We start from the raw sequence: 25,709 nt of genomic DNA on the forward strand, positions 1-25,709 counted from the left end.
TAAATGATGGCCGAAACCCATGCGTCGATTGCCTTTTCCGGACCTCTCCGGGCCCGGGGACGCTACGGCCCCCGACACGGAGAAGGAGCGCCGATGACCGCCGAGACCAAACCGGGCGGGGAGGCAGACACGGACACGCGCACCGACACAGGGGCCGCCGCAGACGCGGTCCCCGACGTGCAGAGCAGCGTCCCCCGCTGGCTGCTGGCGCAGATGCGGCCCTTCAGGCCGTACATCGCCCTGTTCCTGCTGGGCAGTCTGGCCTGGCAGGCCCTGACCGCGGCGATCCCCCTCGTCACCGGCCTCGCCTTCGACGCCATCCTCGACCAGGACGACGGGTCGCCCGACTTCGGCACCTTCCACGCCATCGCCATAGGGCTGCTCGCGCTCGTGGTCGTCCGGGCGCTGGGCGGCATCATGTCCACGTACTGTCTGGAATCCTTCGCCAGCGGGCTCGAACGCAACGCGCGCGCCCAGGTCTTCGCCAGCCTGCTGCGCAAGAGCCAGGGCTACTTCAACCGGCGCCGCGTCGGCGACCTGTCCGCCCGCGCCACCGGCGACGCGGAATCACTGAACCTGATGGTGTCGCCCGGCTTCGACCTGGCCGTCGACCTCGCGCTGAACATCGTGATGCCGATCGTCTTCATCGCCCTGGTGGACCCGAGGCTGCTGCTCTCCCCCGTCGTCTTCGTCGTACTGTTCGCGCTGGCCCTCGCCGAGCACGGGCGGCGTCTTGAGCCCGTGTCCGACGTCGCGCGGGAGCGCTTCGGCGACATGACGGCCCAGGCCTCGGAGAGCATCGCGGGCATCGAGGTCGTGGGGTCGACCGGCGGAGCCGACGAGGAACGCTCCCGGTTCTCCGAGCTGGCGCGGGCCTACCGGGACGCCTCCGTGCACCAGATCCGCACCCAGGCGCTCGCCCTGTCCCCGCTGCTGCTGACCCTCGCCACCGTCGGCGCCCTGGTGCACTCCGTCATCCTGCTGCGCGACGGTTCACTGAGCATCGGCGAACTCGTCGCCGTACTGGGCCTGATGGGCACCCTGCGCGCCCCCACCCAGCTGGCGTCGTTCAGCCTCGGGCTCATCTATCTGGGCATGGCGGGAGCGCAGCGCATCAAGGAGGTCGTCGACGACCCCGAGGGCGAGGACGAGCGCAGCGGCCGCCATGTCGCGCCCATCACCGGCGAAGTCGCCATGGAAGGCGTCACCTTCGGCTACGAACCCGGCAAGCCGGTCCTGCGCGACGTCTCCTTCCGCGTGGCCCCCGGCACCACCGTGGCCGTCGTCGGCGCCACGGGCAGCGGCAAGTCCACCCTGCTGCACCTGCTGAACCGCACCTACTCACCGGACGAGGGACGCGTCCTGATCGACGACGTCCCCACCACCGACTGGGACATCGGGGCGCTGCGCTCGCGCACCTCGGTCATCGAGCAGGACGTGATGCTCTTCTCCCGCAGCATCGCGGAGAACCTCAGCCTCGGCTCGGACAACGGCACCGACCGGTCCCGCATCGAAGCCGCGGCCCGCATCGCGCAGGCACACGACTTCATCATGGCGACCGAGCACGGCTACGACACCGTCGTCGGCGAACGCGGCGCCACCCTCTCCGGCGGACAGCGCCAACGCGTCGCCATCGCGCGCGCGTTGATCGCCGACCCCCGCATCCTCGCCGTGGACGACGCGACCAGCGCCGTCGACAGCGCCACCGAGTACGAGGTGCAGCGCGCCATGCGGCAGGCCTCGGACGGGCGCACCACGTTCCTGGTCACGCCCAGGCTGTCCCGCATCCGGGCGGCCGACCACATCCTCGTCCTGGACGCCGGCCGGATCGTCGACCAGGGCAGCCACGAACAGCTCCTGCGGGACTGTTCTCTGTACCGCAGGATCTTCGCGCCCTACCTGAGCAAGCCGGCACCCGAGGGTCCGGACTCCGCGGGCGCCAAGGAGGAGAACCACTGATGGCGCATCTGCTGGAGGGCCTCGACCCGGAGGGCTACGACCGCCGTTACGGCGACCGCGAGCTGACCCGCCGTATCGCCCCCTACTTCCGCGGCAAGGGCCGGGCGCTGGCCTTCGTGACCATCGCCGTGATCGTCGCCGCCACGGCGGGCAGCGCCGTTCCCCTGCTGCTGGCCCGGACCGTGGACTCGGCCCTGGAGGAGGACGGCGACGGACGTCTGGTGCTGCTGATCGCGGCGATCCTCGTCGCGGGCATCGGCGCCTGGCTGCTGAACGTGCTCCAGGAGCGCGCGGCCGGAGCGATGGCCGGGGACGTGGTGCTCAAGCTGAGGGAGCATGCGTTCGCGGCGGCCATGCGCCAGGACATGGCGTTCCACGACGCCCACCCCACCGGTGTGGTGGTCAGCCGCGTCACGAACGACACACAGGCGTTCGCGACGCTGATCACCTTGATGCTCAGCCTCCTCGGCCAAGTGCTGATGATCGTGATCCTGCTGACCGCGCTCTTCGTGATCAATGTGCCGCTGGCCCTGGTGACGGCTCTCGTGGCCGCGGTCATCGTCGCCGTCAGCCTCGCCTTCCGGCGCGCGGCGCGCAGCGCATCGCTGCGGCAGCAGCAGGCGCTGGCCGAGGTCAACGGATATGTGCAGGAGACGCTGCGGGGCATCGCCGTGGCGCGCAACCACAGCCACCAGCAGTCCGCGCAGGACGGGCTGCACGAGGTCAACCGGCAGTGGTTCCGGGCCAGCGTGCGGCTGAACCGGCTGTTCAGCGGCATCTTCCCGCTGCTGATCTCCCTCACCGGACTGGGCACGGTCGCCGTGGTCCTGGTGGGCGGCCACGGCGTCGACTCGGGCTCCGTCACGGCGGGCGAGTGGGTGCTGTTCCTGGAGGCCCTGGCCCTGTTCTGGTCGCCGCTCACCAGCATCGCCTCCTTCTGGAGCCAGCTCCAGCAGGGCCTGGCCGCGGGAGAGCGGGTCTTCGCCCTGGTCGACCGCGAGTCGACGGTGGGACAGCGCGACCGGATCCCGGTGCCGCGCCTGCGCGGCGAGATCACCCTGCGCGACGTCCACTTCGGCTACGACGCCGAGCATCCCGTACTCGACAACGTGAGCCTCACCATCCCGGCGGGCCGCACCGTGGCCCTGGTCGGCCACACCGGGGCGGGCAAGTCCAGCGTGGTGCGGCTGATCATGCGCGCGTACGAGTTCCAGAAGGGCAGCATCGAGGTCGACGGTCTTGATGTGCGCACCCTGGACCTCGACCAGTACCGGCGCTGCCTCGGCGTGGTGACGCAGACGCCGTTCCTCTTCTCCGGGACGGTGGCGGACAACATCGCCCGTGGGCGACCGGGTGCCGGGCGGGACGAGATCGAGGCCGCCGCGCGTGCGGTGGCGGGCGGCGACTGGCTGGCACAGCTCCCGGACGGCCTGGACACCCCCACCGACGAGGGCGGGCGGAACCTCTCCACCGGCCAGCGGCAGATCGTCTCCCTGGCCCGGGTCTTCCTCCAGGACGCCCCCGTGCTGATTCTCGACGAAGCCACCGCCAGCATCGATCCGCTGACGGAGGCACAGATCCAGGAGGGTCTCGAGGCGCTCGCCGCGGACCGCACGACCATCGTCGTCGCGCACCGCCTGCCGACCGTCCGCAAGGCGGACACCATCGTCGTCGTCGACGACGGCCGGTTCATCGAAGAGGGCGACCACACGACGCTGCTGGCGCGCGGCGGGGCCTACAGCCGCCTCTACGACCGCTACTTCCGACACCAGCAGCCCGACGAGGACCCCGCAGACGCCCCGGGCGTCCGGCCGTCCGCAGCCGCGCCGTACGCGCGGGCGGCGGCGTCGGCGAACGGACACCCGGAGCGGGACGGGCAGGGTGCCCCGCCCGCCGCGAACGGAGAGGAGAGCGTGATCGATGGCCACCGCGTCTGACAGCGAAGCGAACCGGCTCACCCCGCTTGACCGGTCCACCCCGCAGCCCACCACCCTCGGAGACCTGCTCGACAGCGCCTTCCGGGCCCGCCCTGACGCTGTCGCCGTGCGCGGTGAGGACGCCGTCCTGACCTACGGTGAGCTGCACGAGAAGGTGCGGTCCACCGCCCGCCGTTTCCGTTCTCTCGGTGTCGCGGAGCACGGCACTGCGGGGCTGCTCGTCGAGAACACCCCGGAATCCGTCGTCGCGCTCCTCGCGGCCGCCCGTCTCGGGCTGCGCCTGGTCCCCCTCGAACCCGGCACGCCCCGGTCCCAGCTCATGTCCGTGCGGGACACGTTGGGCCCGCTGTCCGTCGTGGGGCACGCGGCGCGGCTCACCGCACTCGACGGTGCCAAGGATCCAGCCCCTCTCGACTGCGCGCTCATCCCCGTGGAGGACCCGGGCGACACCCCCTTGGGGGAGCCCGACGGCGAGGAGCCGCCGACAGCTGCCGCGCCCGACGCCCCCTTCCTCCACCAGTACACCTCCGGCTCGACCGGAGAGCCCAAGGCGGCCGTCCACACCCAGCGCAACCTCGTCAACGGCGGCGACAGCTACGCCCGTTCCTACGGGATCACCGAGGACGACCGGATCCTGGCCGCCGTCCCGCTGCTGCACTCCTTCGGCATGGTGGCCGGACTGGTCACCGCCCTGCGGGCCGGGGCAGAGCTCGTCCTCCTCGGCCGCTTCACCCCCGCACGCCTCCTGCGGGCCCTGGACGAGCACGCCTGCACGGTGCTTGTCGCCGCCCCCATGGTCTACGACCTGACCACCCGGGCGGCCGGTGCGGCATCGGCTGCGCCGCGGCCGCCCGACGCCCTCCGGCTGTGCCTCTCCTCGGGGGCCGCGCTGCCGCCCGCCGTGGCGCGGCGGGCCAGGGAGCGGCTCGGCCTGGACATCCAGCAGGTGTACGGCTGCACGGAGGCCGGGGTCATCGCCGCGCGGCGCCCCGAGGACGGCTCCGGAGCGGATCTCGGCGTGGGCCGTCCCATGCCCGGCGTGCGGCTTCGCATCGTCGACGAGCGGGGGGACGAGGTGCCCCGCGGCGAGGAAGGGGCGCTGCTGGTGAGGACCCCCGCGATGTTCCTGCAGTACCTCGGCCACCCCGACGCCACCCGGCGCGCCTTCCACGACGGCTGGTACCGGACCGGTGACGTGGCCCGCCTCGGCCCCGAGGGCCATCTGCACCTGGTCGGACGCAAGGACTCCTTCATCAACGTGGGCGGCAAGAAGGTGAACCCCGTCGAAGTGGAGCAGGTCCTGCTGGCCCATCCCTCGGTCGCCGAGGCGGTGGTCTGGGGCGAGACGATCGACGGCACCGGCGAGCGCGTACGAGCCACTGTCGTGGCCGGGGCGCCGCTGCGGGCGACGGAGCTGACGTCCCACTGCCGCACCCGGCTCCTGCCCCACCAGGTCCCCGCCGCGGTCGACTTCGTCGCCTCGCTGCCGAAGAGCTCCATGGGCAAGATCAGGCGCGCCGCGGTCGAAGGCGCCGGGGCGTCCCGCGAGGCTCCCTGAGTCACAAGTCCCCGGCCGTCAGGCGGTCCTGGCCTGTTCGAGGGTGGGGTGGCAGGGGATCACGGCGTCCAGGCCGATGAGCTGGATGACGCGCAGCACGGGCCCCTGGGCGGCGGCGATGCGCAGCCACCCCTGGGCGTCCGTGACGGCGTGCTGCGCGTCGATGAAGACGTTGATGCCGCTGGAGTCCATGAAGGTGACGTCGCTGAGATCGACCACGGTTGGCGGCGGCGTCGCGCCGTCCGTGGGGATCAGGGCCCGGCTGAGCTCGTCCTTGACGGCGTAGTCGATTTCGCCGTGCAGCGCGACGATGCGGACACCGTCGACCGCGGAGCGCAGGACGGAAAGCCTGCCGTGTCGGCCGGGTTCCGGAGTATCGGCCACGGTCTCCTCTACGGTGCCTGGGTCGTTCCTCGTGCCGGGGTGGGTCGTGCCCCACCGATTGTGCCCCAAGGCCGTCGGCCGAGGGACCGGTTCCGGGCCATGGGGCGGACAGCCACGCGTGACGGTGCGGTTCCCGGGCATGACGTGAGCGACAGAAGCGACGACGTGAGCGAAAGAGCCGCGGAGCCGTGCCCCGGGAAGGGCGACACGAGGGAAGGCGACGCATGACTGCACAGACCGACGTACCCGCCGGGCGACCGCTGTACGGGTGCATGGGACTCGGCGGCACCTGGGACGGCGACCCGTACACCGCCGCGGACATCGCCCACGCCGAGGCCGCCGTCGAGGCCGCGCTGGCCATCGGCATCACGGCGTTCGACCACGCCGACATCTACCGGCGCGGCAAGGCGGAGGCGGTCTTCGGTGAACTCCTCGCCCGGGCGCCCGACTTGCGGGAGCGGATCGTCCTGCAGACCAAGTGCGGCATCCGGCAGGCCGACGGGCAGCACCCCGGCATGTACGACCTGCGGGCGCCGCACATCGTCCGCAGCGTCGAGGAGAGCCTCACCCGGCTGCGTACCGATGTGATCGACGTACTGCTCCTGCACCGCCCCGATCCGCTGGCGGACCCGCAGGACATCGCGAAGGCCCTCACCTCGCTGCACGGCCAGGGGCTCGTGCGCCGATTCGGCGTGTCCAACATGAGCGCCGCGCAGATCCAGCACCTCCAGGCCCACCTCGATCTCCCGCTGGTGGCCAACCAGCTGGAGATGAGCCTGAGCAGCCGGGACTGGGTCGAGGCGGGCGTCCTCGTGAACACCCCGGCCGCCGCCGCGAACGGCTTCCCGCACGGAACCGTCGAGTACTGCACCGCCCGCGAGATCCAGGTCCAGGCCTGGGGCGCCCTCGCCCAGGGCCGCTACACGGGCGCGCTCGATTCACCGGCCGCGCAGCTCGTCGCCGACCTCGCCGAACGCAAACGGACGACACCGGAGACGATCCTGCTGTGGTGGCTCCAGCGCCACCCGGCCCGCATCGCCCCCGTCATCGGCACCAGCCGTCCCGAACGCATCCTCGCCTGCCACGACGCCGTGAGCCGCGAGCCCGAGCTCACCCACGAGGAGTGGTACGACCTGTGGGTCACCGCCCGCGGCGGCCCCCTGCCGTGACCGGCACCGCGAGCCGTACCCGATGGGGCGCGGGAAACGGGTGGGAACAGGTCTGCCGCGGTAGGGATGCTGCGTGCAGACCTTCCTCCCGTACTCCGACTTCACCCGATCCGCCACGGTCCTGGACCGGGCCCGCCTGGGCAAGCAGCGGGTCGAGGCCCTCCAGGTGCTGCGCGGCCTGACCGTGCCCGGCTACGGATGGCGCCACCACCCCGCGGTCCGCATGTGGACCGGCTACGAGGAGGCCCTGGTCCGCTACGGCCTGGACGTGTGCGCGGTGTGGGTGGCGGACGGGCACCCCGACACGTGCGCCGCCACGATGCTCACCGACTTCGCCCGGCACAGCCCCGGCGCCGACGTACGCGCCCAGGAGCGGCTCGCCGACGAGGACGAGCTGCCTCCCTGGCTCGGGGACCCGGCCTTCCACCGCAGCCACCAGTCGGCGCTGGCACGCAAAGCACCGGAGATCTACGTCCCGCTCTTCCCCGACGTCCCCGACGACCTGCCGTACCTCTGGCCGACGTCCGACCGCGACCCCGCCGTGTAACACCTCCTGCCGCGGCACCTTCCTGCCGCGCCCATTTGCCAGATAGGTGACCGGTTCACGACAATGATCGGATGGCAAACAGGGGGCGCATACTCAAGGTCACAGCCGCACTGACACTGTCGTCGCTCGCGCTGACCGGTTTCACGACGGGACGCGGGCACGGTGGCGGCAGTCGTCACGGCGGCGGGGGTGGCGGCGGAGGCGGCTGCAGCAACTCGAGCCAGGACCACGACAGTTCGTCGTCGTCGAGCAGCTCGGGCTCTTCCGGCTCGGGATCGTCCGGCTCGACGACATCCGGTTCGGGCTACGACGACGATGACGACATGTACGGCAGCAGCGGCGGGAGCACGGACGGGGGCAGCGGCGGCACCCGCAGGCGGCTGCCGAACGACCGTTCCACCGCCTCCAGTTCACCCGAGGGCGACGGACGCACGGAGGACGGGAAGGCCAAGCTGGTGCGCTGCGCGACCGAGGCGGCGCCGTACGCGACCGTGAAGGTCACGAACAACAACGCCAAGGCGGGCCGCTTCTGGGTCTCGGTCACTTTCGTGGACGCCAAGGGCCTCACCATCATCGAGCAGAGCGAGAAGGTCAAGGTCCCCGGGAAGGGCAAGGCGACCGCCCGGGTGGAGATCGGTGGCGGGGGTCTCGTCGACTCGCTGGACCACTGCGAGGTGGATCCGCAGGCCCTGCCCGTCTCCAGCTGAACCCGCCCCTTTGCGCTTTTCGCAAAGAACTTTGCCCCCCTGGCCTACAGGGGGGCATTTTGTCGTCGGAGGCGGTGCAGGCGACGGCGACATGGACCGCTCCCTCACCGAAGAACGACGAGAGGACCGGGTGGCATGGACGCCGAACGCTGGGACGAGATGTACCGCAGCCGCGACCAGATCTTCAGCGGCAACCCCAACGGCGTGCTCGTCGCCGAGGTCGGCGACCTGCCGCCCGGCCGGGCACTCGACGTCGGATGCGGCGAGGGCGCCGACGCGCTCTGGCTGGCCCGGCGCGGCTGGCAGGTCACCGCGGTCGACGTCTCCGAGGTCGCCCTGCAGCGCGCCGCCAAGACCGCCGCCGCCTTCGACGTCCAGGACCGTGTGGTGTGGACCCAGGGCGACCTCAGCACCACGCCACCTCCGGCGGGCCCCTTCGACCTGGTGTCCCTCCAGTACTTCCCGCTCCGCCGCCAGCAGGGCCACGCGGCGCTGCACGGCCTGCTGGACGCCGTCGCGCCCGGCGGCACGCTGCTCTTCGGCAGCCACGCCCTCGCGGACCTCGCCCACCACCGGTCGGCGGAGTTCGACCCCGCCGACTACTACCAGCCGGCCGACATCGTCCCGCTCCTCGGCCCCGCCTGGACCGTCCTGATCGACGAGACCCGCCCCCGCACGACCCCGGGCCCGGCCGACACGCACCACACCCAGGACACCGTCCTGCGAGCGGTACGCCTGCCGTGAAGGACAGGGGTCAGGCGTCCAGCACCCGCTGCACCGCCTGCTGCGCCGCATAGAAGTCGGCGTCGGAGACGCGTGGGTCGTCCTCGACGCCGTCGAGCCACTCCGCGATCTCCTCGGGTGTCCAGAGGTCGAAACCCTTTGGAATGTCGAGCGTCGTGGTGTCGGCACGCAGTTGCTCGGCGGCCACGGCTTCCTTGACGCTGCGCGTGCTCACTTCGATCATCGTGTCTCTCCCCTCGGGTCCGGGAACGGACGGGCGACGTTGCCAGAGGTGGGCCCGGGATGTCCAACCCGCCGCTCTCGGGGTCGTGTCACGCCGCCGGGATCGCCCGGGCCACCACGTCGGTCAGGGCTCGGCCCAGGGGGAGGTCGATGCGGGTGCCCCAGCGGTCGCCGCGGGTGGGGCCCTGGTTCACGATCAGGACCGGGGTCCCGGACTGTGCCGCCTGGCGCACGAAACGCAGGCCTGACATGACCGTGAGGGAGGAGCCAAGGACCAGCACGGTGGCCGCCCCGTCGACGAGGCTCCGGCAGGCCGCCACCCGCTCGGGCGGGACGTTCTCGCCGAAGAACACCACGTCCGGCTTGAGGATCCCGGTGCCGCAGACCGTGCACGCCACCGTCCGGAACCCGTCGACCGCCTCTTCGGGCAGGTCCACGTCACCGTCCGGGTTGACCTGCGCGGCGCGGTGCCGTTCGGCGACCGCCTCGAACCCGGGGTTGGCCTGCCGCAGCCGGGCGTCGAGCGTCGAGCGGTCACTGGCCGCGCCGCAGTCCAGGCAGATCACCCGGCTCAGGCTGCCGTGCAGCTCCACCACGTCTGGTGTTCCTGCGGCCTGCTGCAGCCCGTCGACGTTCTGCGTGATCACACCGGTGACGAGGCCTGCTCCTGCCAGCGCCGCGACGGCCCGGTGGCCGCTGTTCGGGCTGGCCCCCGCCATCGACCGCAGGCCGAGCTGGCTGCGGGCCCAGTACCGTCGGCGCGCGTGGTCGCTGCCGGTGAATTCCTGGAACGTCATGGGCACGTGGTTGCGGCGGAACGCGCCGTGCTCGCCGCGGTAGTCCGGGATGCCGGACTCCGTCGACAGGCCCGCTCCGCTCAGCACCACAACGCCTCCCGCCCGCACCGCGGCGACGACCGCCGACAGGTCGGTCGAGGCGGGCGGCAGGTCGCCCTGCGGCTCCCAGGTCAACGTGGGTCGCGTCCTCATACCGCCCAGCTTATGACCGAGTCCGGACGGTGATCCAGAACCGCGGCGGACGGCCGGGGTCGCGTGCCGCTCAGGCGTCCGCGGTGTCCTGGAGTACGTCGCAGGTGAGGGGACGGAGCGAGCGGACCACCGCCGTCCCTGCGACGGTCCGGTCCTCGTGCATGGTGATCACTTGGCCGGGTCGCAGATGCTGCCACTGCGACGGGGTGAGTGGGGCGAGGCGTACCGATGCTTGTCCGCCGGGGTCAACGAAGGGTACGAACTCCGCCCAGAGGGCGGCGACGCGGAGGTCGGGTTCGCCTGTTGCCGTGCGACACCCGATGTTCCACAGGGGGCGAAGGACGCCCGCCCCCGGGAACGGTGCCCTTCGGCGGCCCTCGTCGGCAGGGGTGAGGGTGAGGTCGGCCCGGATGATCATGCCCTGGCGTGCCTCGCGACAGCGCCAGCGGCACCAGGCCGCGCTCCGCTCCAGCCGCGCCTGCTCGGCGGCGGTGGCGAGGGACTCCCAGAAGCCGAGCGGAAGCGAATCGGTGTCGCCGCCGAGTTCCTCCAGCAGGGCGAGGGCCACTTCCCACTCGTCGTGGGCGAGGTACTCCCAGACGTCGTTGACCGTGATGTCGTCACCCGTGGCGGCGTCTTCCGGAACCACCAACGAAGCCGCTTCCAGCAGGGAGGCCGCGTCCAGCCGTCTGATCGTCATCTGCCCCAGCCTCCCCCGCCGCGCCCTCAGATCGCCGCGGCTCTCGCCCGCCGGGCAATGGTGCGGCGCACCTGCATCCGCATGTTCTCGGTGAGCAGCGGGTTGCTCTTGAGGACTCCGTTGAACTGGGTCAGCAGCCGGAAGACCGCGACCGGACCCGTCGTGCCGCGGCTCGGGTACGCGAGAGGCGGCAGCGGCAGGGCTCGGCCGGTCAGCGACAGGCCGTTCTGCACGGCGGTGTGCCAGAGCGGCTCGAAGTAGGCGGGTTCACCGTCCAGGGCGAAGACGAGCTCTTGGACGGTCTCCCACTCCAGCACCGCGGTGCTCTCCAGCATGGTGGTGATCTGCTGGGCCGTCAGATGGCTGTGCTCAGCTGCCAGTTGGGCCGGATCTGGGCGTCCGGCGCGGCGGTACAGATAGCGCAGCGCCGCATGCAGGGAGGGTGTCGCGTTCCGCTTCGCGCCGCGGCGGGTCAGGGCGCTCTCCCACAACGGCCGCAGCTGGCCCGGGGATGCGCCACAGGCACGCGCCAGGCGGCAGACGACGGACCAGGAGGGCAGGCGTTCACCGGCGATGATGCGCGAGACATAGCCCGGCGAGAGGCGGGCCTGCTCGGCGACCGAACGCAGCGTGCGGCCGCTGGCGCGATGCAGGGAGGCCAGGGCCGGGGCCAGCTCCTCGGCGCAGACGACGACATCTACGCCCTCCTCGTCGGCGTGCTGGCCGAAGGTTCCGGTGATCATGTAGCGGACGGGACCGGGGCCCGGTCCGTCGTCGGGCGCCGCCGGTCTGCGCGGTGTGGGCCCCGCCGGACGCTGCGAACGGGGTGCCCGCTTGCGCTGGTAACGCTCCATCGCGGTGGCGTATTTGTGGCGGACCGTGTCCGGGGTGAGGTTCATGGCCGCGCCGACATGGGTCCAACTGGCGTCGCGGGCCCGGGCGCGGCCGACCAGTCCGATGGTGACGGCGTCCAGTCGCTGCTGGATGCGCACCAGGATGCGCAGGGGGTCTTCGGGCGGCGCACCGGAGTAGTCGAGGGAGCCGAGCAGTTCCTCGACCTCGTCCTGGATGGCGTGGAAGTCCTGGAGGAGCTGCTCGTCGACGAGGCGGGTGTCGGGCGGCTCCGGGCGGCTCTTCCTGCTCTCGCGGTTGGCCGCCTGGCGGCACTTGGTACCGCAGTAGGTGCCGGGGCGTCCGGCTCCCTGCGAAATCCAGGTGTTGCCGCACTGCGGGCACACCCTCTCTCGCATATTCGGCTGATTCATGATGGGTCCCTTCCTGGCAAAAGTGGTGGCCAAAGGCTCGGACCACCGCACTGCTCCGGCCGTGCATTCCGTGACAGGAGCCGGTGATCCAATCCCCTTTTCGTCGGGAACTTGGGCACCGGCGTGACACCGGAGGCCGGCCGGGCAGGCCGACCTCCGGTGGCCCGTCAGTTCTGTCCGGTGCGGCCGAGCAGATACACCCCGCCCATCCACACAGCGGCAATGACGAGGGACGCTGCGGTTTCGGAGAGGCTCGGCCCGCCGTGGAACACGATCAGGGGCGGCGCCTGCAAGGCCGTGACCAGCGGGTTGCCAGTTTTGTTGCCTGCCGCGTGTTCAGTGTTGCCCGTCATATACGGGGCGACCGGTGCGCTGTTATGGTCGGGACCGGTTCGGCGCCGAGCGCGCTCGAACCGGAAGCGGACAGGGAAATGGGGCATGCGTAGCGTCCTCTTTCTTGGTTTGCATTCATCAAGAGCGCGAGCCCGGGACCCCGCTAAGAGAACGGGCTCGCGCTCGGTGAGCGTAGTGACACGGTATGCGCAAAGCTATTCGGACATTTGCCCCCAACTGCAGTGCATTTTCGGGCCGATCGGACACTTTCGTCGACCCCCTGCGGCCTCTTTGCATCCACTACGCCGAACAATCCCGCACCCGCGAATTGCTTCTGCTATAGGCGAGCGCGACGGCGTGTGCCGGACGGCCCGCTCGCGTACGCAGGCCGGTCCGGCGGTGGTTCATCGGCTCACCGCGAGCGCCACGTCGTCCGTCTTCATGAAGGCCCACAGGACCGTGTCGTTGCCTCCGAGCAACTCCCGCGCCCCGGAGTCGTCGTAGGGCACAGCACCCCGCCCCAGGCGGGGCAGGTGACGCTCGGCGAAGCCCAGCAGCCGCGAGAACGCCCGCCACACACGCGCCTCCGGGACCGTCCCCACGGCCGCGTGGTGCGCCGCCAGCAGATAGGCGGCCAGCGGATCGCCCGCACCGGCCGCGAACCGCCACCAGAAGAGCGCACCCTCGCGCCGGTCGAGCACGTACAGCAGACAGGCGAACGTCCGCGCCCCGGCCTCGTCGTAGTCGTCGGCGAAGTCGGCCAGGGAGTCGATGTGCGCGGAGCTCACCACTTGTCTGCACAGCCCCCGCACGTGCTCAAGGACCGCGTCCGGCGCGGCCGCGGGGTCGGGTGGGCAGAGCGGCGTGGGGCTGCGGCGCACACCGCGGCGCGAGCGGGGCCGCGAGGCACCCGTACGCCGTGCGGGCCCCGGGGCCTCCTTGGAGGCGGCGGTCTCCTTGGCCGCGGCGCCGCTCTGTACACGCGGCGCCACGGCGGCGTCCTGGGTGATCCGGACGGCGAGGCGACGCATGAAGGCGTCGCTGTCGTGGGCTTCGAGTTGTAGATCCAGTTCCTGCGCGCTGTTGCGCAGGATGTCTTCCAGCATCAGGAATCTCCTTTTCCCCGAGTGGGGAGATCCATGAGGGACTGAAGGTCTTTGAGGCCTCTGCACACGTGCACCTTCACGCAGTCCGGGCTGATCTCCAGCCGTTCCCCGACTTCGCGATTGGTCAGTCCGCACAGGAAACGCAGGCGTACGCAGGCGGCCCGCACGGGCGCACGTTCGTCCAGGCGCTCCAGGGCCTGGTCCAGTTCCTCGTAGTCCTTGAGGGCGAGCAGGTCGTCGGCGGCCGGGACATCGGCGAAGGGCAGTTCCCCGTAGGGCGTCTCCCTGCCGGATATTCGGGCCTGCTTCCGGAAGAAGGTGGCTATCTCCCAGTTGAGGATCTGCTGGGCATACGCAACCTGATTCTCATGAGCCTGAATCTGCTCCCACTTGAGGTAGATGCGCACGCCCGCACTGAGGACGATCTCCTCGGCATCGTGCACATTGCGCACCCGCGAACCGGCCGACTTCAGGAACTCCTTCTCGTGGTCCCGGAAGAACGTCTCGAAGTCGGCTGTCAGCTCGGCAGGATCGATCAGAGGGTGCTCCTGCCCAGACGGTTCAGTCACCCCCCGCACCCCCTTCGGCAGGATGCCCGGCCCATTGAGGCCTCACGGACTGCTCCTTTTCGGTTCACCTGGCCGGCCGGGGCGCCCCGTTGCGCGCCCGGGAGGACATCGTCCTCGCCCCTACATCGCGCCGTCGTGCGCGGGAGGTTAACCGTGCGGCCGAACTTCTTTGCGGAACAGGGGATTCCGAACGCCACGGACTGTGTCACCTGCGCATACTGAGAGCGTTGTGACGGAAGTCACGAGGGGGGTGTGAGGGGAAACTGCACACGCCGGGACGCGACACGGGCGGCCCTGCCCCGTGTCGCGTCCCGGCGTTCCGGCGCGTTCTGGTGTTCCGGCGTCCCGGCGTCCGAGTCAGACGCCCGCCGAGTCCTTCTCCTGCGGGTTCACCGCCACGGGCCGCCGCGGCGCGGGCGCGGGCCCGTCCTCGCTCAGGCCGAACCGGTCGTGGAACCTGCGCAGCGGCCCGGGTGCGTACCAGGCGGAGCGGCCGAGCAGGCGCATCGCAGCCGGGACGAGGATGCCGCGCACGGCGATGGCGTCGATGAGGATGGCCAACCCGCTGCCCAGTCCGAAGAGTTGCATGAAGCTGATCTCCGCCGTGCCGAACGCGAAGAAGCTCACCGCGATCAGTGCGGCCGCCGCGCTGACGATGCGTCCGGTGTGCCCGAGGCCGCCCACCACCGCGGACTCGTTGTCCTCGCCCAGCTCGTGCAGCTCCTTGATGCGGCTGGTGACGAACACTTCGTAGTCCATCGAGAGACCGAAGGCGACGCAGAACATCAGCACGGTCATCGACGTCTCCATCGGCTGCGCGGTGAAGCCGAGCACCCCGGAGAGATTGCCGTCCTGGAAGATCCAGGTCATCACGCCGACGGTCGCGCCCAGGCTGACCACGTTGAGGACCAGCGCCCGCAGCGGCTGCACGACGCTGCCGGTGAAGAGGAAGAGCAGCAGGAAGGTGGTGACGACGATGAGGCCCACGGCGAGCGGCAGCCGGTCGGCGATGGACGCGTTGGAGTCGACCAGTTCGGCGTCACCACCGCCCACCAGCGGGTGCGTCCCCGACGGCGGTGCGGCCGCCCGCACCTCGTCCACGAGATCCTTCGCCGCGTCGGACTTCGGCGTCAGGGTGCTCACCACGTTGAGCTGCTGCGCGGCGGGACGGCCGAGCGCCGGGTTGCCGGGGCCGGTCGACTTGGGCTGCCCGTCGGCGTAGGTGCCCGCGCTGGTCTCGACGCGGGCGACGCCATCGAGACCGGACAGCTTCGCCGCGTACGACGCCAACGGGGCCTTGTCCACGGCCTGGTCGATGACGACGTGCAGGGCCGCCGCGTCGTTGCCGTTGAAGTTCTCCCGCAGCGACACCGAGACCTCACGGCTCTTGGCGTCCTCGGGCAGTACGCGTTCGTCCGCCGTGCCGAAGGTGATGCCGAGGAGCGGGCTCGCCGCGAGGAGCAGCACCGCGAGCACGGGCAGCGCGGTGAGCGCCGGGCGCCGCATGGCGGTGCGGGCGAGACGTCCCCATCCCGACTCCCGGCCTCCGGAGCGCGCCCGCCTCGCCCACGGCATCCGCCCGCTGTTCACCCGGTGCCCCAGCACGTTGAGCAGCGCGGGCATCACGAACAGGGAGGCCAGGGCCGCGATGACGACGACACCGACACCGGAGTAGCCGAAGGAGCGGAGGAAGTACTGCGGGAACACCATGAGCGCCGCGAGCGCGGCCGCCACGGTCGCCGCGGAGAACGCGACCGTGCGGCCCGCCGTGCTCATCGTCTTGCGGACGGCGTCCTCCACGCTCGTCCCCGCCGCGAGCTGCTCACGGAACCGGCTGATCATCAACAGGGCGTAGTCGACGCCGAGTCCGAGACCGAGGGCCGTGGTCAGGTTGATGGCGAAGATGGAGACGTCGGTGACGCTGCCGACCACGTAGAGCTCCGCGAACACGCCCACGATGGCGATGAGCGCGATGGCGAGCGGCAGCAGCGCGGAGACCAGGGTGCCGAAGACGACCAAGAGCAGCAGGAGGATCAGCGGCACGGCGATGGTCTCGGCCAGGACGAGGTCCTCCTCGGTCTGCGGCCCCATCTCGTAGCTCACGCCCGCGCTGCCGCCGGCCTTGACCGTGAGCGTGTCCTCGTACGTTCCCGCGTAGTCGTCGATGACGCCCTTGGCGTTCTCCTGCTGCTCCGCGTCGTGGCCCTTCACCCGGGCGAGCACGATGGCCTCGCGGCCGTCCTTGGAGCGGAGATCGGGGCTGTTCGTGTCCCAGTACGAGACGACGTTCTGCAGGTCCGCCTCCTTCTTGAGGTCGGAGACCAGAGCCCGGCCGCTCCGCTCGGCGGCGGGGGCGTCGATGCGGCCGTCGGAGGCCCGGACGAGGAAGACCAGGTTCGTCTCTCCGCCGAGCTTCTCGTCGATGACGTCCCTGGCCCGGGAGGACTGGGAGGCCGGGTCGTCGAAGCCGCCCCCCAGCAACTTCCCGAACGCACCGGCTCCCAAGGCGCCCATGAGGGCCACGACCACTACGGCGACGATGAGTACCAGCCGGGACCGGCGGATCGCCAGCTCGGCTATGCGTTCGAACACGCGCTTTCTCCTTCGGGCTTGCGGTGCATGAGGCATGCGCGGCGCTCCTCGCCGCCGTTGTCGACGCTAGCGGGGCACAACAAAATTGAGCAGTGTTAGATTTTCTTCACGGGTTGCCGGATTCCGGTGCCGTGGCGAGGGCGATCGGCGTACGGTCGCCGTATGTCCACCCGTGAAGCCCCTGCAGCCAGGCCGTCGTTGCGCGAGCGGCGGCGGGCCGTGGCCGTCCACGAGATCGTGAGCGCCGCCGAGTCCCACATCGTCGAAGAAGGCCCGCACGCCCTGTCGTTGCGCGCGGTGGCCCGGAGCCTGGGCATGACCGTGCAGGCGCTGTACCACTACTTCCCGAGCCGGGACGACCTGGTCACGGCGCTCATCACCAAGGCGTACGACGACCTGGCCGACGCCGTGCAGGCCGCGACGGAGAGCACACCGGACGAGCCGGACCTGCCGGGCATGATCGTGGCGGCCGAGGGGTATCGCCGCTGGGCGATCGACAACCCCGAGCGGTTCCAACTCCTCTACGGAGCGCCGCTGCGGCACTATCACGCCCCCGTCGACGGCCCCACCACGGAGGCGAACCGAAGGATGAGCGCGGTCTTCGAGCGGGAGCTGTTCCGCGGGTTCACGCAGGACCAACTGGCCGCCACCGACGTCCGGTTGCTGTCCCCCGAGTTCCTGGGGCAGCTGGCGCGCCTGTCGCCCCTGGCGGGCGAGGCGTCATCGGACGGCGGGGCCCTGCCGCCTGCCGCGACCGCCCTGTTGCTGAGCGTGTGGGGCTACGTACACGGGATGGTCGTCCTGGAGGTGTTCGGGCACACCGGCTTCCTCGGCGTCCACCAGTCCGAGCTCTACCGCATGGCGATGCGGAACCTGTACGACGATGTGCGCCGGCGGATACCGACGCACATCGCTTGACCGTTATCCCTTGCCGCAGAACTCCGCTTCGAAGACGTTCTCGTAGGGTCGGCCGTCCTCCAGCCAGTCACCGTTGAGGTGGAACGTCAGCGTGTGCTTGCCGTCGGCCGTGGTCGCCGTGCTGGTCAGTGAGCCCCAGACGATGCCGTCATGGCCGTAGACCTTCACTCCGCACGACAGGGTGCGGACGATCAGACCGGCGCCGTATTCGAAGAAAGTGCCGGTCTCGACGGTGTTCAGCAGCTCCCGCTGCTGAGCGGGCGGCAGCAGGTCGCCCTTGATCAGGGCGCTGTAGTAGCGGTTGAGGTCGCCCGTGGTGCTGATGACCTCGCCGGTCGCGCCGGACCACGCCGGGTTGTACTCCGTGGCGTCGTGGATCTCGGGGCCGGGGTTCTCCGCGTACAGCTTGGAGTAACCCTTCGCGTAAGGGGCGGGCAGCTTCGGGTCGGTGCCGGGGAACGACGTCTCGCGCAGCTTCAGGCGTTTGATGATGCGCCGTTCGGCCTCTTGCGCGTACGTGTGGCCCGTGACCTTCTCGATGAGCATGCCCGCGAGCACGAAGTTGGTGTTGGAGTAGTTCCAGCTCGTGCCGGGCTCGAAGTCGGGCTTGTACTTGAGCGCCAGGCCGACGATCCGCTCGGGGCTCCACGTCTCGTAGCGGTGGAGCAGGAAGCCCGGGCCGTTGATGTACTCCCGCCACTCCGGCGTGGACACCATGTCGTGCACACCGCTGGTGTGGTTGAGGAGCTGTCGCACCGTGATCTTGGTGCCGTCGTAGCCGTTGCCCTTGAGGACGCCCGGCAGCCAGCGCTCCACGGAGTCGTCCAGGCTCAGCTTCCCCTCGGCCTCCAGCTGCAGCAGCACCACCGCGATGAGGGACTTGGTGTTGCTCCCGGCACGCAGATGATCGGCCGGGGTGCGTTCGCGCTGCGTCGCGGTGTCGGCGTAGCCCGCGGACCCGAACCACTTGCCCTGCGGGTCCTGCACCTCGGCGGCGACTCCCGGCATTCCGGCCTGCTCCAGCGCGTCGATGGCCCGCTGGGTGGCGGCGTGCTTGCCGGTGGAACCGGACGTGTCGGAGCCCTCGGCCGCCGCCCCGGTACCGGTGGCTCCCGCCAGGGCCACCGCGACGCCGAGCGCAACGGCGCCACTCCTGCGGAATATGCGCTTCCGTCGAGCGATACGAATGGACATGCGTTTCCCCTCCCCCACCTGGTGAAGCATGATCATTTGACGGATGCAGTGTACGAGGCGGAGAACAACGAGTTCATGGTCTATACCAAGAACTCCTGCCCCAGTATTCTCACCGTGGCCAGTTGCACACCGCACCATCCCCCCACCCAGGTTGCACACGGCCTCCAGGAGGATCACGGTGAAAGTTCGCACCAGAAGTACGGCGGTCATCGGCTCCATCTGCCTCATCGCATCCCTCGCCCTGACCGCGGCATCCGCCGACGAACGCGCCGCCCCGCGCGAGGCCGCGAAGGTCGCGCTCACCAAGGTGGCGACGGCGAAGAACCCGTCCGCCGGTACGGCCGGGCCCGGCGGCAAGGTCTGGATCGCCGAACGCGCGGGAACCGTAAGGACCCTGACCGGGCAGGGGCTCAGCAAGCCCGTCCTCGACATCTCCGCGGAGACCACCACCGACGGCGAGCGAGGCCTGCTCGGCATCGCGTTCGACAAGGACTTCAAGCACTTCTACATCTCGTTCACGAACCTCGAAGGCACCAGCACCATCGATGAGTTCGCCGTGCGGAAGGGCAAGCTCCAGCCGGACACCCGGCGCACCGTCCTCACCCAGACGCAGCCCTACGAGAACCACAACGGCGGCGACATCAAGTTCGGCCCCGACGGCTACCTCTACATCGCGTTCGGCGACGGCGGCTCGGGCGGCGACCCGCACGGCAACGGGCAGAACCTCGACACGCTCCTCGGCAAGCTGCTGCGGATCGACCCGCTCGGCGGCAAGCCGTACGCGATCCCGTCGGACAACCCGTTCGTCGGCGACCCGAAGGCGAAGGACGAGATCTGGTCGTACGGACTGCGCAATCCGTGGCGGTTCTCGTTCGACGCGGGCAGCGGCGACGTGTTCATCGGCGACGTCGGCCAGAGCGCCTGGGAGGAGATCGACCGGGCCCCGGCGGCCAGCAAGGGCGGCGAGAACTACGGCTGGTCGCAGATGGAGGGCACCCACCCCTTCCGCGAGGGCACCGAGCCCGCGAACCACGTGCCGCCGGTCCACGAGTACGACCGCAACGGCCTCGGCTGCTCGGTGACCGGTGGCTTCGTGTACCGGGGCAAGGCGATCCCCGCCCTCAAGGGCCAATACCTGTTCAGCGACTACTGCGACGGCACCGTCCGCGCCCTGCAGATGAAGGACGGCAAGGTGACCGGGGTGAGCGACCTGGGCGTCAACGGCGGCGAGGTCGTCTCGTTCGTGCAGGGCGGCAACCGCGAGCTCTACGTGCTCGACCTCGGCGGCCCCGTGTCCCGCATCGACCCGGCGGCGTAACACCGAAGGACACGCTGAACCCGGCCCGGACCCAGCCGGATCAGTCCCTTCGGGCCCCCCACGCCCCGGTGGCCCGAAGGGACTGTCAGCGTCCGTCGGCCGAGAAGTGCTGATAGTCCGGAGACCGCCAGCGCCCGCCCCACTGCCAGCCCACCCTGCGCATCGCCGTCGTGATGACGTCACCCGCCTTGATCATGCCCTTCGCGGTGCGGCGCCGGTCCAGGAAGGCGGCTCCCGCGGCGGGGTAGACGCGGCCGTTCCTGTCCACGTACGGGTTCTCCAGCGTGTTGATGTCCACGGCGTCTCCGTACGAATGCTGCGAGAGCCTGGACGCATCGCCGGTGACGGCACGGCAGTTGAACGCCGAGGTGTTGTCGGCCTTCATGGCCGCCGTGTCGCTGCCGCCGTACGCCGCCATCGGCCGCATCCGGCGGATGGGGAACCGGGCGTCGAAGGCCCGGCCGAAGACGTACAGGAGCGGCCGCACGGCCTGCTTGCGCACGACGAGTTCACCGGCGTGGACACGGCCGTCGAAGCCCCAGTGGTTCATCCGGATGAGCCGGAGGCCCGCGGGCGCGACCGGACACCCCGGATGCCAGCTGCGGCCCAGCTCGCGCGCGGAGACGGCGGTGACCCGCGCGTCCAGGGAGGCTGCCCGCTGCGCGCCCGCGGCGGGCGGCGCCGGGCCGAGGGCGGCGAGGAGGACGGCAGCCGGGGTGCTCAGTGCGAGGAACGCACGGGCTCGAAACGTGGTCACCCCACAGACATAACGCGGCCCCGCGGCCCCGCGGGCCCGCCCGGTCCGAACAGCCGACCATCGGCCGCCATTCGCCCGATTGGTCGGCCCCCACCCGTCACCTTTCCCCCTCCAGTTTTTCCTTTCTCTGGACAAAGTGTGGACGTCCATCGGCGCCATCCCTACGCTGAGCGTCGCTCTGCCACAGAGATCTGCGTAACCCATGCCGGAACCACGCAGGAGGAAGAGTGAAGCCACTCCCCAGGCCGATGACCGGCCGACCCCGCCACCCCCGCCGCAGGGCCCGAAGATCCACGGGTCTGCTGCTCGCCGCCCTGCTCGGTGGCGGTCTGCTCACGCCCGCCGCGGCCGCGGACGACGACCCGCGGCCGTTCGCGGACCTGCCGCCCCAGGAACCCGGCGTCACCCTCCGGGTGTTCGACGTGCAGACCCCGCTGGCCAAGCTGTGCGACCTCAAGCCCGCACAGACCCCCAACGTCGACAAGCTGATCCCGACGGCCGACTGGACCTCGACCGAAGGATTCGGCTTCAGCAACAACTTCGTGTCGCAGATCATCGGCAACCTCAACGTGCCGGAAGCGGGCGCGTACGACTTCCGGCTGATCAGCGACGACGGCTCACGGCTCTTCCTCGGCAACCAGCAGGTCATCGACCACGACGGGCTGCACGGCGCCGAGCCCAAGGACGGGAAGATCACGCTCAACGCGGGCTACCAGTCGCTGCGGATCGACCACTTCGACGCGGGCGGCGACCAGCAGGTCACCCTCCAGTGGAAGCCGCCGGGTGCGAGCGAGTTCAAGGTCGTGCCGAACTCCGTGCTCAGCACGGACGCAGGAGTCGTACGGGTCACCGCGCCCGGCCGCAAGGAGTGCGAGGGAACGTACGACACCCCTGGTGACGGCCTTCCGCTCACCGAGGTCAACCCCGGCTACAAGCTCACCGAGCTGCGGCCCAAGGGCTTCGAGCCGCAGGTGTCCGCGATGGACTGGCTGCCCGACGGCAGGCTCGCGATCTCCACCTGGGGCGGCAGCACCGAGACGAAGGGCGAGGTGTATCTACTCGACCACGTCACCGGTGACACCGGCCCGGAGAAGGTCACGTACAAGAAGATCGCCGACGGGCTCAGGGAGCCGATGGGCATCAAGTACGTGGACGGGAAGCTGTATGTGTCGGAGAAGCACCAGCTGACCGAGTTGAACGACACGAACGGCGACGACGTCACCGACGAGAAGCGGAAGATCGCCGAGTGGCCGTACGGCAAGAACTTCCACGAGTTCGCCTTCGGACTGCTCTACGAGAAGGGCGACTTCTATCTGAACCTCTCCGTCGCCATCAACTACGGCGGCGCGACCACCGACCCGCAGCCCGCCCCGAACCGCGGCACGACCATCAAGGTCAACAAGGCGACGGGCAAGGTGAGTTACCTCGCCGGAGGCCTGCGCACCCCGAACGGCATCGGGCGCGGCCCCGGCGGCGACCTGTTCGTCACGGACAACCAGGGCGGCTGGCTGCCCGCCTCCAAGCTGGTGCACATCAAGCAGGACCGGTTCTTCAACCACTACATGAACCCCGACGGGCCCTACGACGACAAGCCCGTCACCAAGCCGGTGCTCTGGCTCCCGCAGAACGAGATCGCCAACTCGCCCAGCACGCCGATGCAGTTGAAGAAGGGCCCGTTCGCCGGACAGATGGTCTTCGGTGACGTCACGTACGGCGGGCTGCAGCGCGCGGACCTGGAGAAGGTCGGCGGCGAGTACCAGGGTGCGGTGTTCCGGCACACGCAGGGGCTCGAAGCCGGTATCTCGCGGATCAGCGAGGGCCCCGACGGCGCCATCTACACCGGCGGCCTGGGCGCGGACGGCAACTGGGGCCAGGAGGGCAAGCTCCGCTTCGGTCTGCAGAAGCTGACGCCGAACGGCAAGACCGCCTTCGACATCAAGACGATGCGCGCCACGCGTGACGGCTTCGACCTCACCTACACCAAGCCCCTGTCCGAGGAGACCGCGGCCAAGCTGACCGAGGGCGCGTACGCGGTCGAGCAGTGGCGCTACGTGCCCACTCCGGACTACGGCGGCCCGAAGGTCGACGAGGAGTCGCTGCCGGTCGCGTCGGCGAAGCTCTCCGACGACCGCCGCACGGTGCGGCTCACCGTCCCCGGTCTGAAGTCGGACCGTGTGGTGCACGTGCGCTCGCCCCGCCCGTTCTCGTCCGCCGAGGGCGAGCAGCTGTGGTCCACCGAGGCCTGGTACACCCTGAACGCCAAGCCGGGGCCGCAGGAGCCGGTCACCACGTACGACGCCGAGTCCGCGAAGCTGTCCGGCAGCGCCGGCATCGACAACGAGCACGCGGGCTTCACCGGCGGCGGCTTCGTCGACGGCTTCGGCGACAAGGGGGCGAAGGCGAGCTTCGACGTCGTGGTCGACAAGGCGGGCGCGTACGACGTGGGCCTGCGTTACGCGAACGGCCCGCATCCGGCCCCCGGCACCAAGACGGTCGGGGTCGGCGTCAACGGCGGCGCGGCGAAACAGACGAGGCTGCCGTCCACGGGCGAGTGGAACCGCTGGTCCACGAAGACCGAACGGCTCACCCTGCGCAAGGGCCACAACACCGTCACGTACGCCGTCGGCGCCGAGGACAGCGGTCATGTGAACCTCGACGCGCTCGACGTACGCCGACCGGGCACCAGGATCGATCTGTTCTCCGGCGGCAGCGTCTCCACCGCCTGGCAGCACACCGACGGGCGCAGCGCCGCCTGGCCGCACAAGGCCGAGAAGTCTATGGAGGTCTGCTGCGGCGACCTGCGCACCAAGCAGGCCTTCGAGGACTTCAAGCTGCATGCCGAGTTCCGGGTGCCGAAGCTGCCGGACGACGTCACGGGGCAGGACCGCGGCAACAGCGGGGTCTACCTCCAGGAGCGGTACGAGGTGCAGATCCTGGACTCGTACGGCGTGGCGAAGCTCGCGGACAACGAGGCGGGGGCGATCTACCAGAAGAAGGCCGCCGACCGCAACGCGTCGAAGGCTCCGGAGACGTGGCAGACGTACGACATCACCTTCCGTGCCGCCCGCTTCGACGCGGACGGCAAGAAGACGTCGGACGCCCGGGTCACCGTGGTGTGGAACGGCGAGAAGGTCCACGACGACGTGGCCGTGGACGGTCCGACCGGTGCGGGTGACGCCGAGTCGGCGGCGGCCGGTGCCATCCGGCTGCAGGATCACGGAAACAAGGTGCGATTCCGCGATGTGTGGGTGGAGCCGCTGTCCTGACCGGTCCCCTGCCGACGGCTTCCGGGCCGTCGGCAGGGGCTCGTCCGGTCATCCCCCGGCGAAGAGGGTGCTCCCGTCGGGTCCTAGCGCCTCGACGCGCGCGCCGTGTTCGACGGTGCGGCTGACCGTGCAGTACTTCTCGTGGGTCAGCCGGATGGCCCGTTCCAGCGCCTCGGCGGTGCGGGTGTCGCCCTCGGGCAGGTCGAGTTCGTAGGAGACCCGGACGACGCCGACGCGGCCGTCGTCCTCGGTCCTGGACACCGAATCCACGACGACGCGCAGCCCGTCGTGGTCGACGGTGCGTGCCGTGCGGTCCACGACGAGCCCACCGCACCCGCCGAGGGCGGCGAGGAGGAGTTCCACGGGGGTGAAGGAGGGCTGGGCTTCGGGGTTGTCGGCGGCGGCGATGCGGACCTCGGCGCCTCGGTCGTTGCGGGCTGTCCAGTCGCGTTCGCCATTGCGTACGGTCTCGATGCGGTAGTCGGCCATGGCGGAACGGTAACCACGGTCGGGCCCGGCGCGGCGCAGGCCGGTCCGGTGCGTGTCAGGGGGCCTGCTGGACGTCGCCCCGGGTGGAGGAGGCGACGGTGTCGCGGTGTGCGAAGTCGCCGGGCGGGATGCCGGGGTGGTGGCCGGGCAGGGGTTCGGCGGCGGTCGCGGCGGGTCCGAGGGTGAGCCGGGAGACGATGCGGTAGCGGTCGCCGCGGTAGAGGGAGTGCACGTACTCGACGGGCTGCCCGGACGTGTCGGAGGTGAGGCGTTCGAAGAGCAGGGCGGGGGAAAGCTCCGGCACGTCGAGGAGCTCGGCCTCGGCGCGGGTGACCACCGTGGGCTCGATGGCCTGCACGGCTTCGCGGACGTGTACGTCGTGGTGTTCGCGCAGGTGCTCGTAGAGGTCGCCGCTCTCCAGTTCCCGGTCGCTCAGGCCGGGCACCAGGTCGGCGCGGATGTGCAGGTGCTCGATGGCCATCGGGGTGCCGTCGACGAGCCGGAGCCTGGCCACGTAGACGATCTCCGCGGCGGGTGAAAGGCGCAGCTTGCGGCCGACCCGGGCCCCGGCCTGGATGGTGGTGAACTCCAGGAGCCTGCTGGACCAGGCTCCGGCGGCCGGGGGCACCGCCAGTGCCTGCTCCCGGGAGACGAGTTCCTGAGTGATCTTCTCGGGGGCGACGAACATGCCCCGCCCGTGTTCGCGGACGAGAAGGCCCGCGGCGACGAGTTCGTCGACGGCGGCGCGCAGGGTGGGCCGGGACACCCCGAGGTCCGCGCAGAGGGCGCGCTCGGAGGGGATGGGGTCGCCGGGCCGCTGCGACTCGATGAGTTCGAGGATGTGGTCGCGCACCCGCTCGCGCTTGAGCACCGCTCCCGGTGCCTTCCTGTTCGCGTCGGTATTCACCGGACGACCCCCCTTGCGCCGTACGACCAGTTGCCTGACCAGTTGACCACAACGTCACGTAGATCGACAACTGACCAGC

23 protein-coding genes are annotated in these 25,709 nt (G+C 70.5%); 10 read left to right on the plus strand and 13 right to left on the minus strand.

Annotation, left to right across the window (positions count from 1 at the left end):
* The first annotated feature begins 93 nt into the window (after positions 1-93).
* The 3 genes from ABZV77_RS10360 to ABZV77_RS10370 are packed head-to-tail and all read left to right on the plus strand — an operon-like array spanning position 94 to position 5,454.
* Complete coding sequence (locus ABZV77_RS10360; protein ID WP_356253123.1) at positions 94-1,959, plus strand: ABC transporter ATP-binding protein; 1,866 nt, start codon at positions 94-96, stop codon at positions 1,957-1,959.
* On the plus strand, positions 1,959-3,896 hold the full coding sequence (locus ABZV77_RS10365; protein WP_356253126.1) for an ABC transporter ATP-binding protein: 1,938 nt from the start codon (positions 1,959-1,961) through the stop codon (positions 3,894-3,896). Before ABZV77_RS10360 ends, ABZV77_RS10365 begins: the two co-directional genes overlap by 1 nt.
* Entirely contained in the window at positions 3,880-5,454 is a 1,575-nt protein-coding gene (locus tag ABZV77_RS10370) for a class I adenylate-forming enzyme family protein (RefSeq protein WP_356253129.1), read from the plus strand. The genes ABZV77_RS10365 and ABZV77_RS10370 overlap by 17 nt, the downstream gene beginning before the upstream one ends.
* Positions 5,455-5,472: 18 nt before the next feature.
* Here the strand turns inward: ABZV77_RS10370 and ABZV77_RS10375 are convergent, their stop codons facing one another.
* Complete coding sequence (locus tag ABZV77_RS10375) at positions 5,473-5,838, minus strand: STAS domain-containing protein (protein ID WP_356253132.1); 366 nt, start codon at positions 5,836-5,838, stop codon at positions 5,473-5,475.
* 224 nt (positions 5,839-6,062) lie between these two features.
* Here ABZV77_RS10375 and ABZV77_RS10380 point away from each other — a divergent pair, with 224 nt between their 5' ends.
* The 4 genes from ABZV77_RS10380 to ABZV77_RS10395 all read left to right on the plus strand — a co-directional run bounded on the left by ABZV77_RS10380 (position 6,063) and on the right by ABZV77_RS10395 (position 9,005).
* The gene (locus ABZV77_RS10380) at positions 6,063-7,007 is read left to right on the plus strand and encodes an aldo/keto reductase (RefSeq protein WP_356253135.1); all 945 of its coding nucleotides are present in this window, start codon (positions 6,063-6,065) and stop codon (positions 7,005-7,007) included.
* 73 nt (positions 7,008-7,080) lie between these two features.
* Positions 7,081-7,554 carry an MSMEG_6728 family protein gene (locus tag ABZV77_RS10385; RefSeq protein ID WP_356253138.1) on the plus strand — a complete coding sequence of 158 codons (474 nt, stop codon included), beginning with the start codon at positions 7,081-7,083 and terminating at the stop codon, positions 7,552-7,554.
* A gap of 71 nt (positions 7,555-7,625) precedes the next feature.
* Positions 7,626-8,261: a hypothetical protein gene (locus ABZV77_RS10390; protein ID WP_356253141.1), complete on the plus strand. Its 636-nt coding sequence runs from the start codon at positions 7,626-7,628 to the stop codon at positions 8,259-8,261.
* Between the two features lie 135 nt (positions 8,262-8,396).
* Entirely contained in the window at positions 8,397-9,005 is a 609-nt protein-coding gene (locus ABZV77_RS10395; protein ID WP_356253144.1) for a class I SAM-dependent methyltransferase, read from the plus strand.
* A 10-nt stretch (positions 9,006-9,015) separates the two neighbouring features.
* On the opposite strand, the gene ABZV77_RS10400 is transcribed toward ABZV77_RS10395, so the two are convergent.
* From ABZV77_RS10400 to ABZV77_RS10435, 8 genes are all read right to left on the minus strand, one after another.
* Positions 9,016-9,219, minus strand: coding sequence for a hypothetical protein (locus ABZV77_RS10400; RefSeq protein ID WP_356253147.1), 204 nt, complete (start codon positions 9,217-9,219; stop codon positions 9,016-9,018).
* A 97-nt stretch (positions 9,220-9,316) separates the two neighbouring features.
* Positions 9,317-10,216 carry a Sir2 family NAD-dependent protein deacetylase gene (locus ABZV77_RS10405; protein WP_356253149.1) on the minus strand — a complete coding sequence of 300 codons (900 nt, stop codon included), beginning with the start codon at positions 10,214-10,216 and terminating at the stop codon, positions 9,317-9,319.
* 70 nt (positions 10,217-10,286) lie between these two features.
* Positions 10,287-10,916, minus strand: a complete 630-nt coding sequence (locus ABZV77_RS10410; RefSeq protein WP_356253152.1) for a hypothetical protein — start codon at positions 10,914-10,916, stop codon at positions 10,287-10,289.
* A gap of 26 nt (positions 10,917-10,942) precedes the next feature.
* Entirely contained in the window at positions 10,943-12,181 is a 1,239-nt protein-coding gene (locus tag ABZV77_RS10415) for a helix-turn-helix transcriptional regulator (RefSeq protein WP_356253155.1), read from the minus strand.
* A 167-nt stretch (positions 12,182-12,348) separates the two neighbouring features.
* Entirely contained in the window at positions 12,349-12,621 is a 273-nt protein-coding gene (locus tag ABZV77_RS10420; RefSeq protein WP_356253158.1) for a hypothetical protein, read from the minus strand.
* Between the two features lie 297 nt (positions 12,622-12,918).
* Entirely contained in the window at positions 12,919-13,620 is a 702-nt protein-coding gene (locus tag ABZV77_RS10425; RefSeq protein ID WP_356253161.1) for a hypothetical protein, read from the minus strand.
* Complete coding sequence (locus ABZV77_RS10430) at positions 13,620-14,189, minus strand: sigma-70 family RNA polymerase sigma factor (protein WP_356253163.1); 570 nt, start codon at positions 14,187-14,189, stop codon at positions 13,620-13,622. Before ABZV77_RS10430 ends, ABZV77_RS10425 begins: the two co-directional genes overlap by 1 nt.
* Positions 14,190-14,546: 357 nt before the next feature.
* The gene (locus tag ABZV77_RS10435) at positions 14,547-16,781 is read right to left on the minus strand and encodes an MMPL family transporter (protein ID WP_356253166.1); all 2,235 of its coding nucleotides are present in this window, start codon (positions 16,779-16,781) and stop codon (positions 14,547-14,549) included.
* Between the two features lie 162 nt (positions 16,782-16,943).
* Here ABZV77_RS10435 and ABZV77_RS10440 point away from each other — a divergent pair, with 162 nt between their 5' ends.
* On the plus strand, positions 16,944-17,699 hold the full coding sequence (locus tag ABZV77_RS10440) for a TetR/AcrR family transcriptional regulator (RefSeq protein WP_356253169.1): 756 nt from the start codon (positions 16,944-16,946) through the stop codon (positions 17,697-17,699).
* Positions 17,700-17,702: 3 nt separating this feature from the next.
* Here ABZV77_RS10440 and ABZV77_RS10445 read toward each other — a convergent pair whose 3' ends face one another.
* A complete protein-coding gene (locus ABZV77_RS10445) occupies positions 17,703-18,893 on the minus strand; it encodes a serine hydrolase domain-containing protein (RefSeq protein ID WP_356253172.1) in 1,191 nt (396 codons plus the stop codon).
* A 178-nt stretch (positions 18,894-19,071) separates the two neighbouring features.
* On the opposite strand from ABZV77_RS10445, the gene ABZV77_RS10450 reads away from it, so the two are divergent.
* Positions 19,072-20,211, plus strand: a complete 1,140-nt coding sequence (locus ABZV77_RS10450; RefSeq protein ID WP_356253175.1) for a PQQ-dependent sugar dehydrogenase — start codon at positions 19,072-19,074, stop codon at positions 20,209-20,211.
* An 85-nt stretch (positions 20,212-20,296) separates the two neighbouring features.
* Here the strand turns inward: ABZV77_RS10450 and ABZV77_RS10455 are convergent, their stop codons facing one another.
* Positions 20,297-20,968, minus strand: coding sequence for a M15 family metallopeptidase (locus tag ABZV77_RS10455; protein WP_356253178.1), 672 nt, complete (start codon positions 20,966-20,968; stop codon positions 20,297-20,299).
* 248 nt (positions 20,969-21,216) lie between these two features.
* Between ABZV77_RS10455 and ABZV77_RS10460 the strand changes: the two genes are divergently transcribed.
* Positions 21,217-24,234, plus strand: a complete 3,018-nt coding sequence (locus ABZV77_RS10460) for a family 16 glycoside hydrolase (RefSeq protein ID WP_356254264.1) — start codon at positions 21,217-21,219, stop codon at positions 24,232-24,234.
* A gap of 48 nt (positions 24,235-24,282) precedes the next feature.
* Here the strand turns inward: ABZV77_RS10460 and ABZV77_RS10465 are convergent, their stop codons facing one another.
* Together ABZV77_RS10465 and ABZV77_RS10470 are read right to left on the minus strand one after the other, a co-directional pair.
* A complete protein-coding gene (locus ABZV77_RS10465; RefSeq protein ID WP_356253181.1) occupies positions 24,283-24,723 on the minus strand; it encodes an OsmC family protein in 441 nt (146 codons plus the stop codon).
* A 55-nt stretch (positions 24,724-24,778) separates the two neighbouring features.
* Positions 24,779-25,630: a GntR family transcriptional regulator gene (locus ABZV77_RS10470; protein ID WP_356253184.1), complete on the minus strand. Its 852-nt coding sequence runs from the start codon at positions 25,628-25,630 to the stop codon at positions 24,779-24,781.
* Positions 25,631-25,709 lie beyond the last annotated feature (79 nt).

This window comes from Streptomyces sp. NPDC004732 (assembly GCF_040609235.1).
Taxonomy (GTDB): Bacteria; Actinomycetota; Actinomycetes; order Streptomycetales; family Streptomycetaceae; genus Streptomyces.

Bases quoted from the DNA above. Each gene is read 5' to 3' on its own strand.
- ABZV77_RS10465 (WP_356253181.1), bottom strand. From the start codon at position 24,723: ATGGCCGACTACCGCATCGAGACCGTACGCAATGGCGAACGCGACTGG.
- ABZV77_RS10370 (WP_356253129.1), top strand. From the start codon at position 3,880: ATGGCCACCGCGTCTGACAGCGAAGCGAACCGGCTCACCCCGCTTGAC.
- ABZV77_RS10445 (WP_356253172.1), bottom strand. From the start codon at position 18,893: ATGTCCATTCGTATCGCTCGACGGAAGCGCATATTCCGCAGGAGTGGC.
- ABZV77_RS10390 (WP_356253141.1), top strand. From the start codon at position 7,626: ATGGCAAACAGGGGGCGCATACTCAAGGTCACAGCCGCACTGACACTG.
- ABZV77_RS10395 (WP_356253144.1), top strand. From the start codon at position 8,397: ATGGACGCCGAACGCTGGGACGAGATGTACCGCAGCCGCGACCAGATC.
- ABZV77_RS10460 (WP_356254264.1), top strand. From the start codon at position 21,217: ATGACCGGCCGACCCCGCCACCCCCGCCGCAGGGCCCGAAGATCCACG.
- ABZV77_RS10425 (WP_356253161.1), bottom strand. From the start codon at position 13,620: ATGCTGGAAGACATCCTGCGCAACAGCGCGCAGGAACTGGATCTACAA.
- ABZV77_RS10360 (WP_356253123.1), top strand. From the start codon at position 94: ATGACCGCCGAGACCAAACCGGGCGGGGAGGCAGACACGGACACGCGC.
- ABZV77_RS10405 (WP_356253149.1), bottom strand. From the start codon at position 10,216: ATGAGGACGCGACCCACGTTGACCTGGGAGCCGCAGGGCGACCTGCCG.
- ABZV77_RS10380 (WP_356253135.1), top strand. From the start codon at position 6,063: ATGACTGCACAGACCGACGTACCCGCCGGGCGACCGCTGTACGGGTGC.
- ABZV77_RS10410 (WP_356253152.1), bottom strand. From the start codon at position 10,916: ATGACGATCAGACGGCTGGACGCGGCCTCCCTGCTGGAAGCGGCTTCG.
- ABZV77_RS10365 (WP_356253126.1), top strand. From the start codon at position 1,959: ATGGCGCATCTGCTGGAGGGCCTCGACCCGGAGGGCTACGACCGCCGT.
- ABZV77_RS10420 (WP_356253158.1), bottom strand. From the start codon at position 12,621: ATGCCCCATTTCCCTGTCCGCTTCCGGTTCGAGCGCGCTCGGCGCCGA.
- ABZV77_RS10440 (WP_356253169.1), top strand. From the start codon at position 16,944: ATGTCCACCCGTGAAGCCCCTGCAGCCAGGCCGTCGTTGCGCGAGCGG.
- ABZV77_RS10415 (WP_356253155.1), bottom strand. From the start codon at position 12,181: ATGAATCAGCCGAATATGCGAGAGAGGGTGTGCCCGCAGTGCGGCAAC.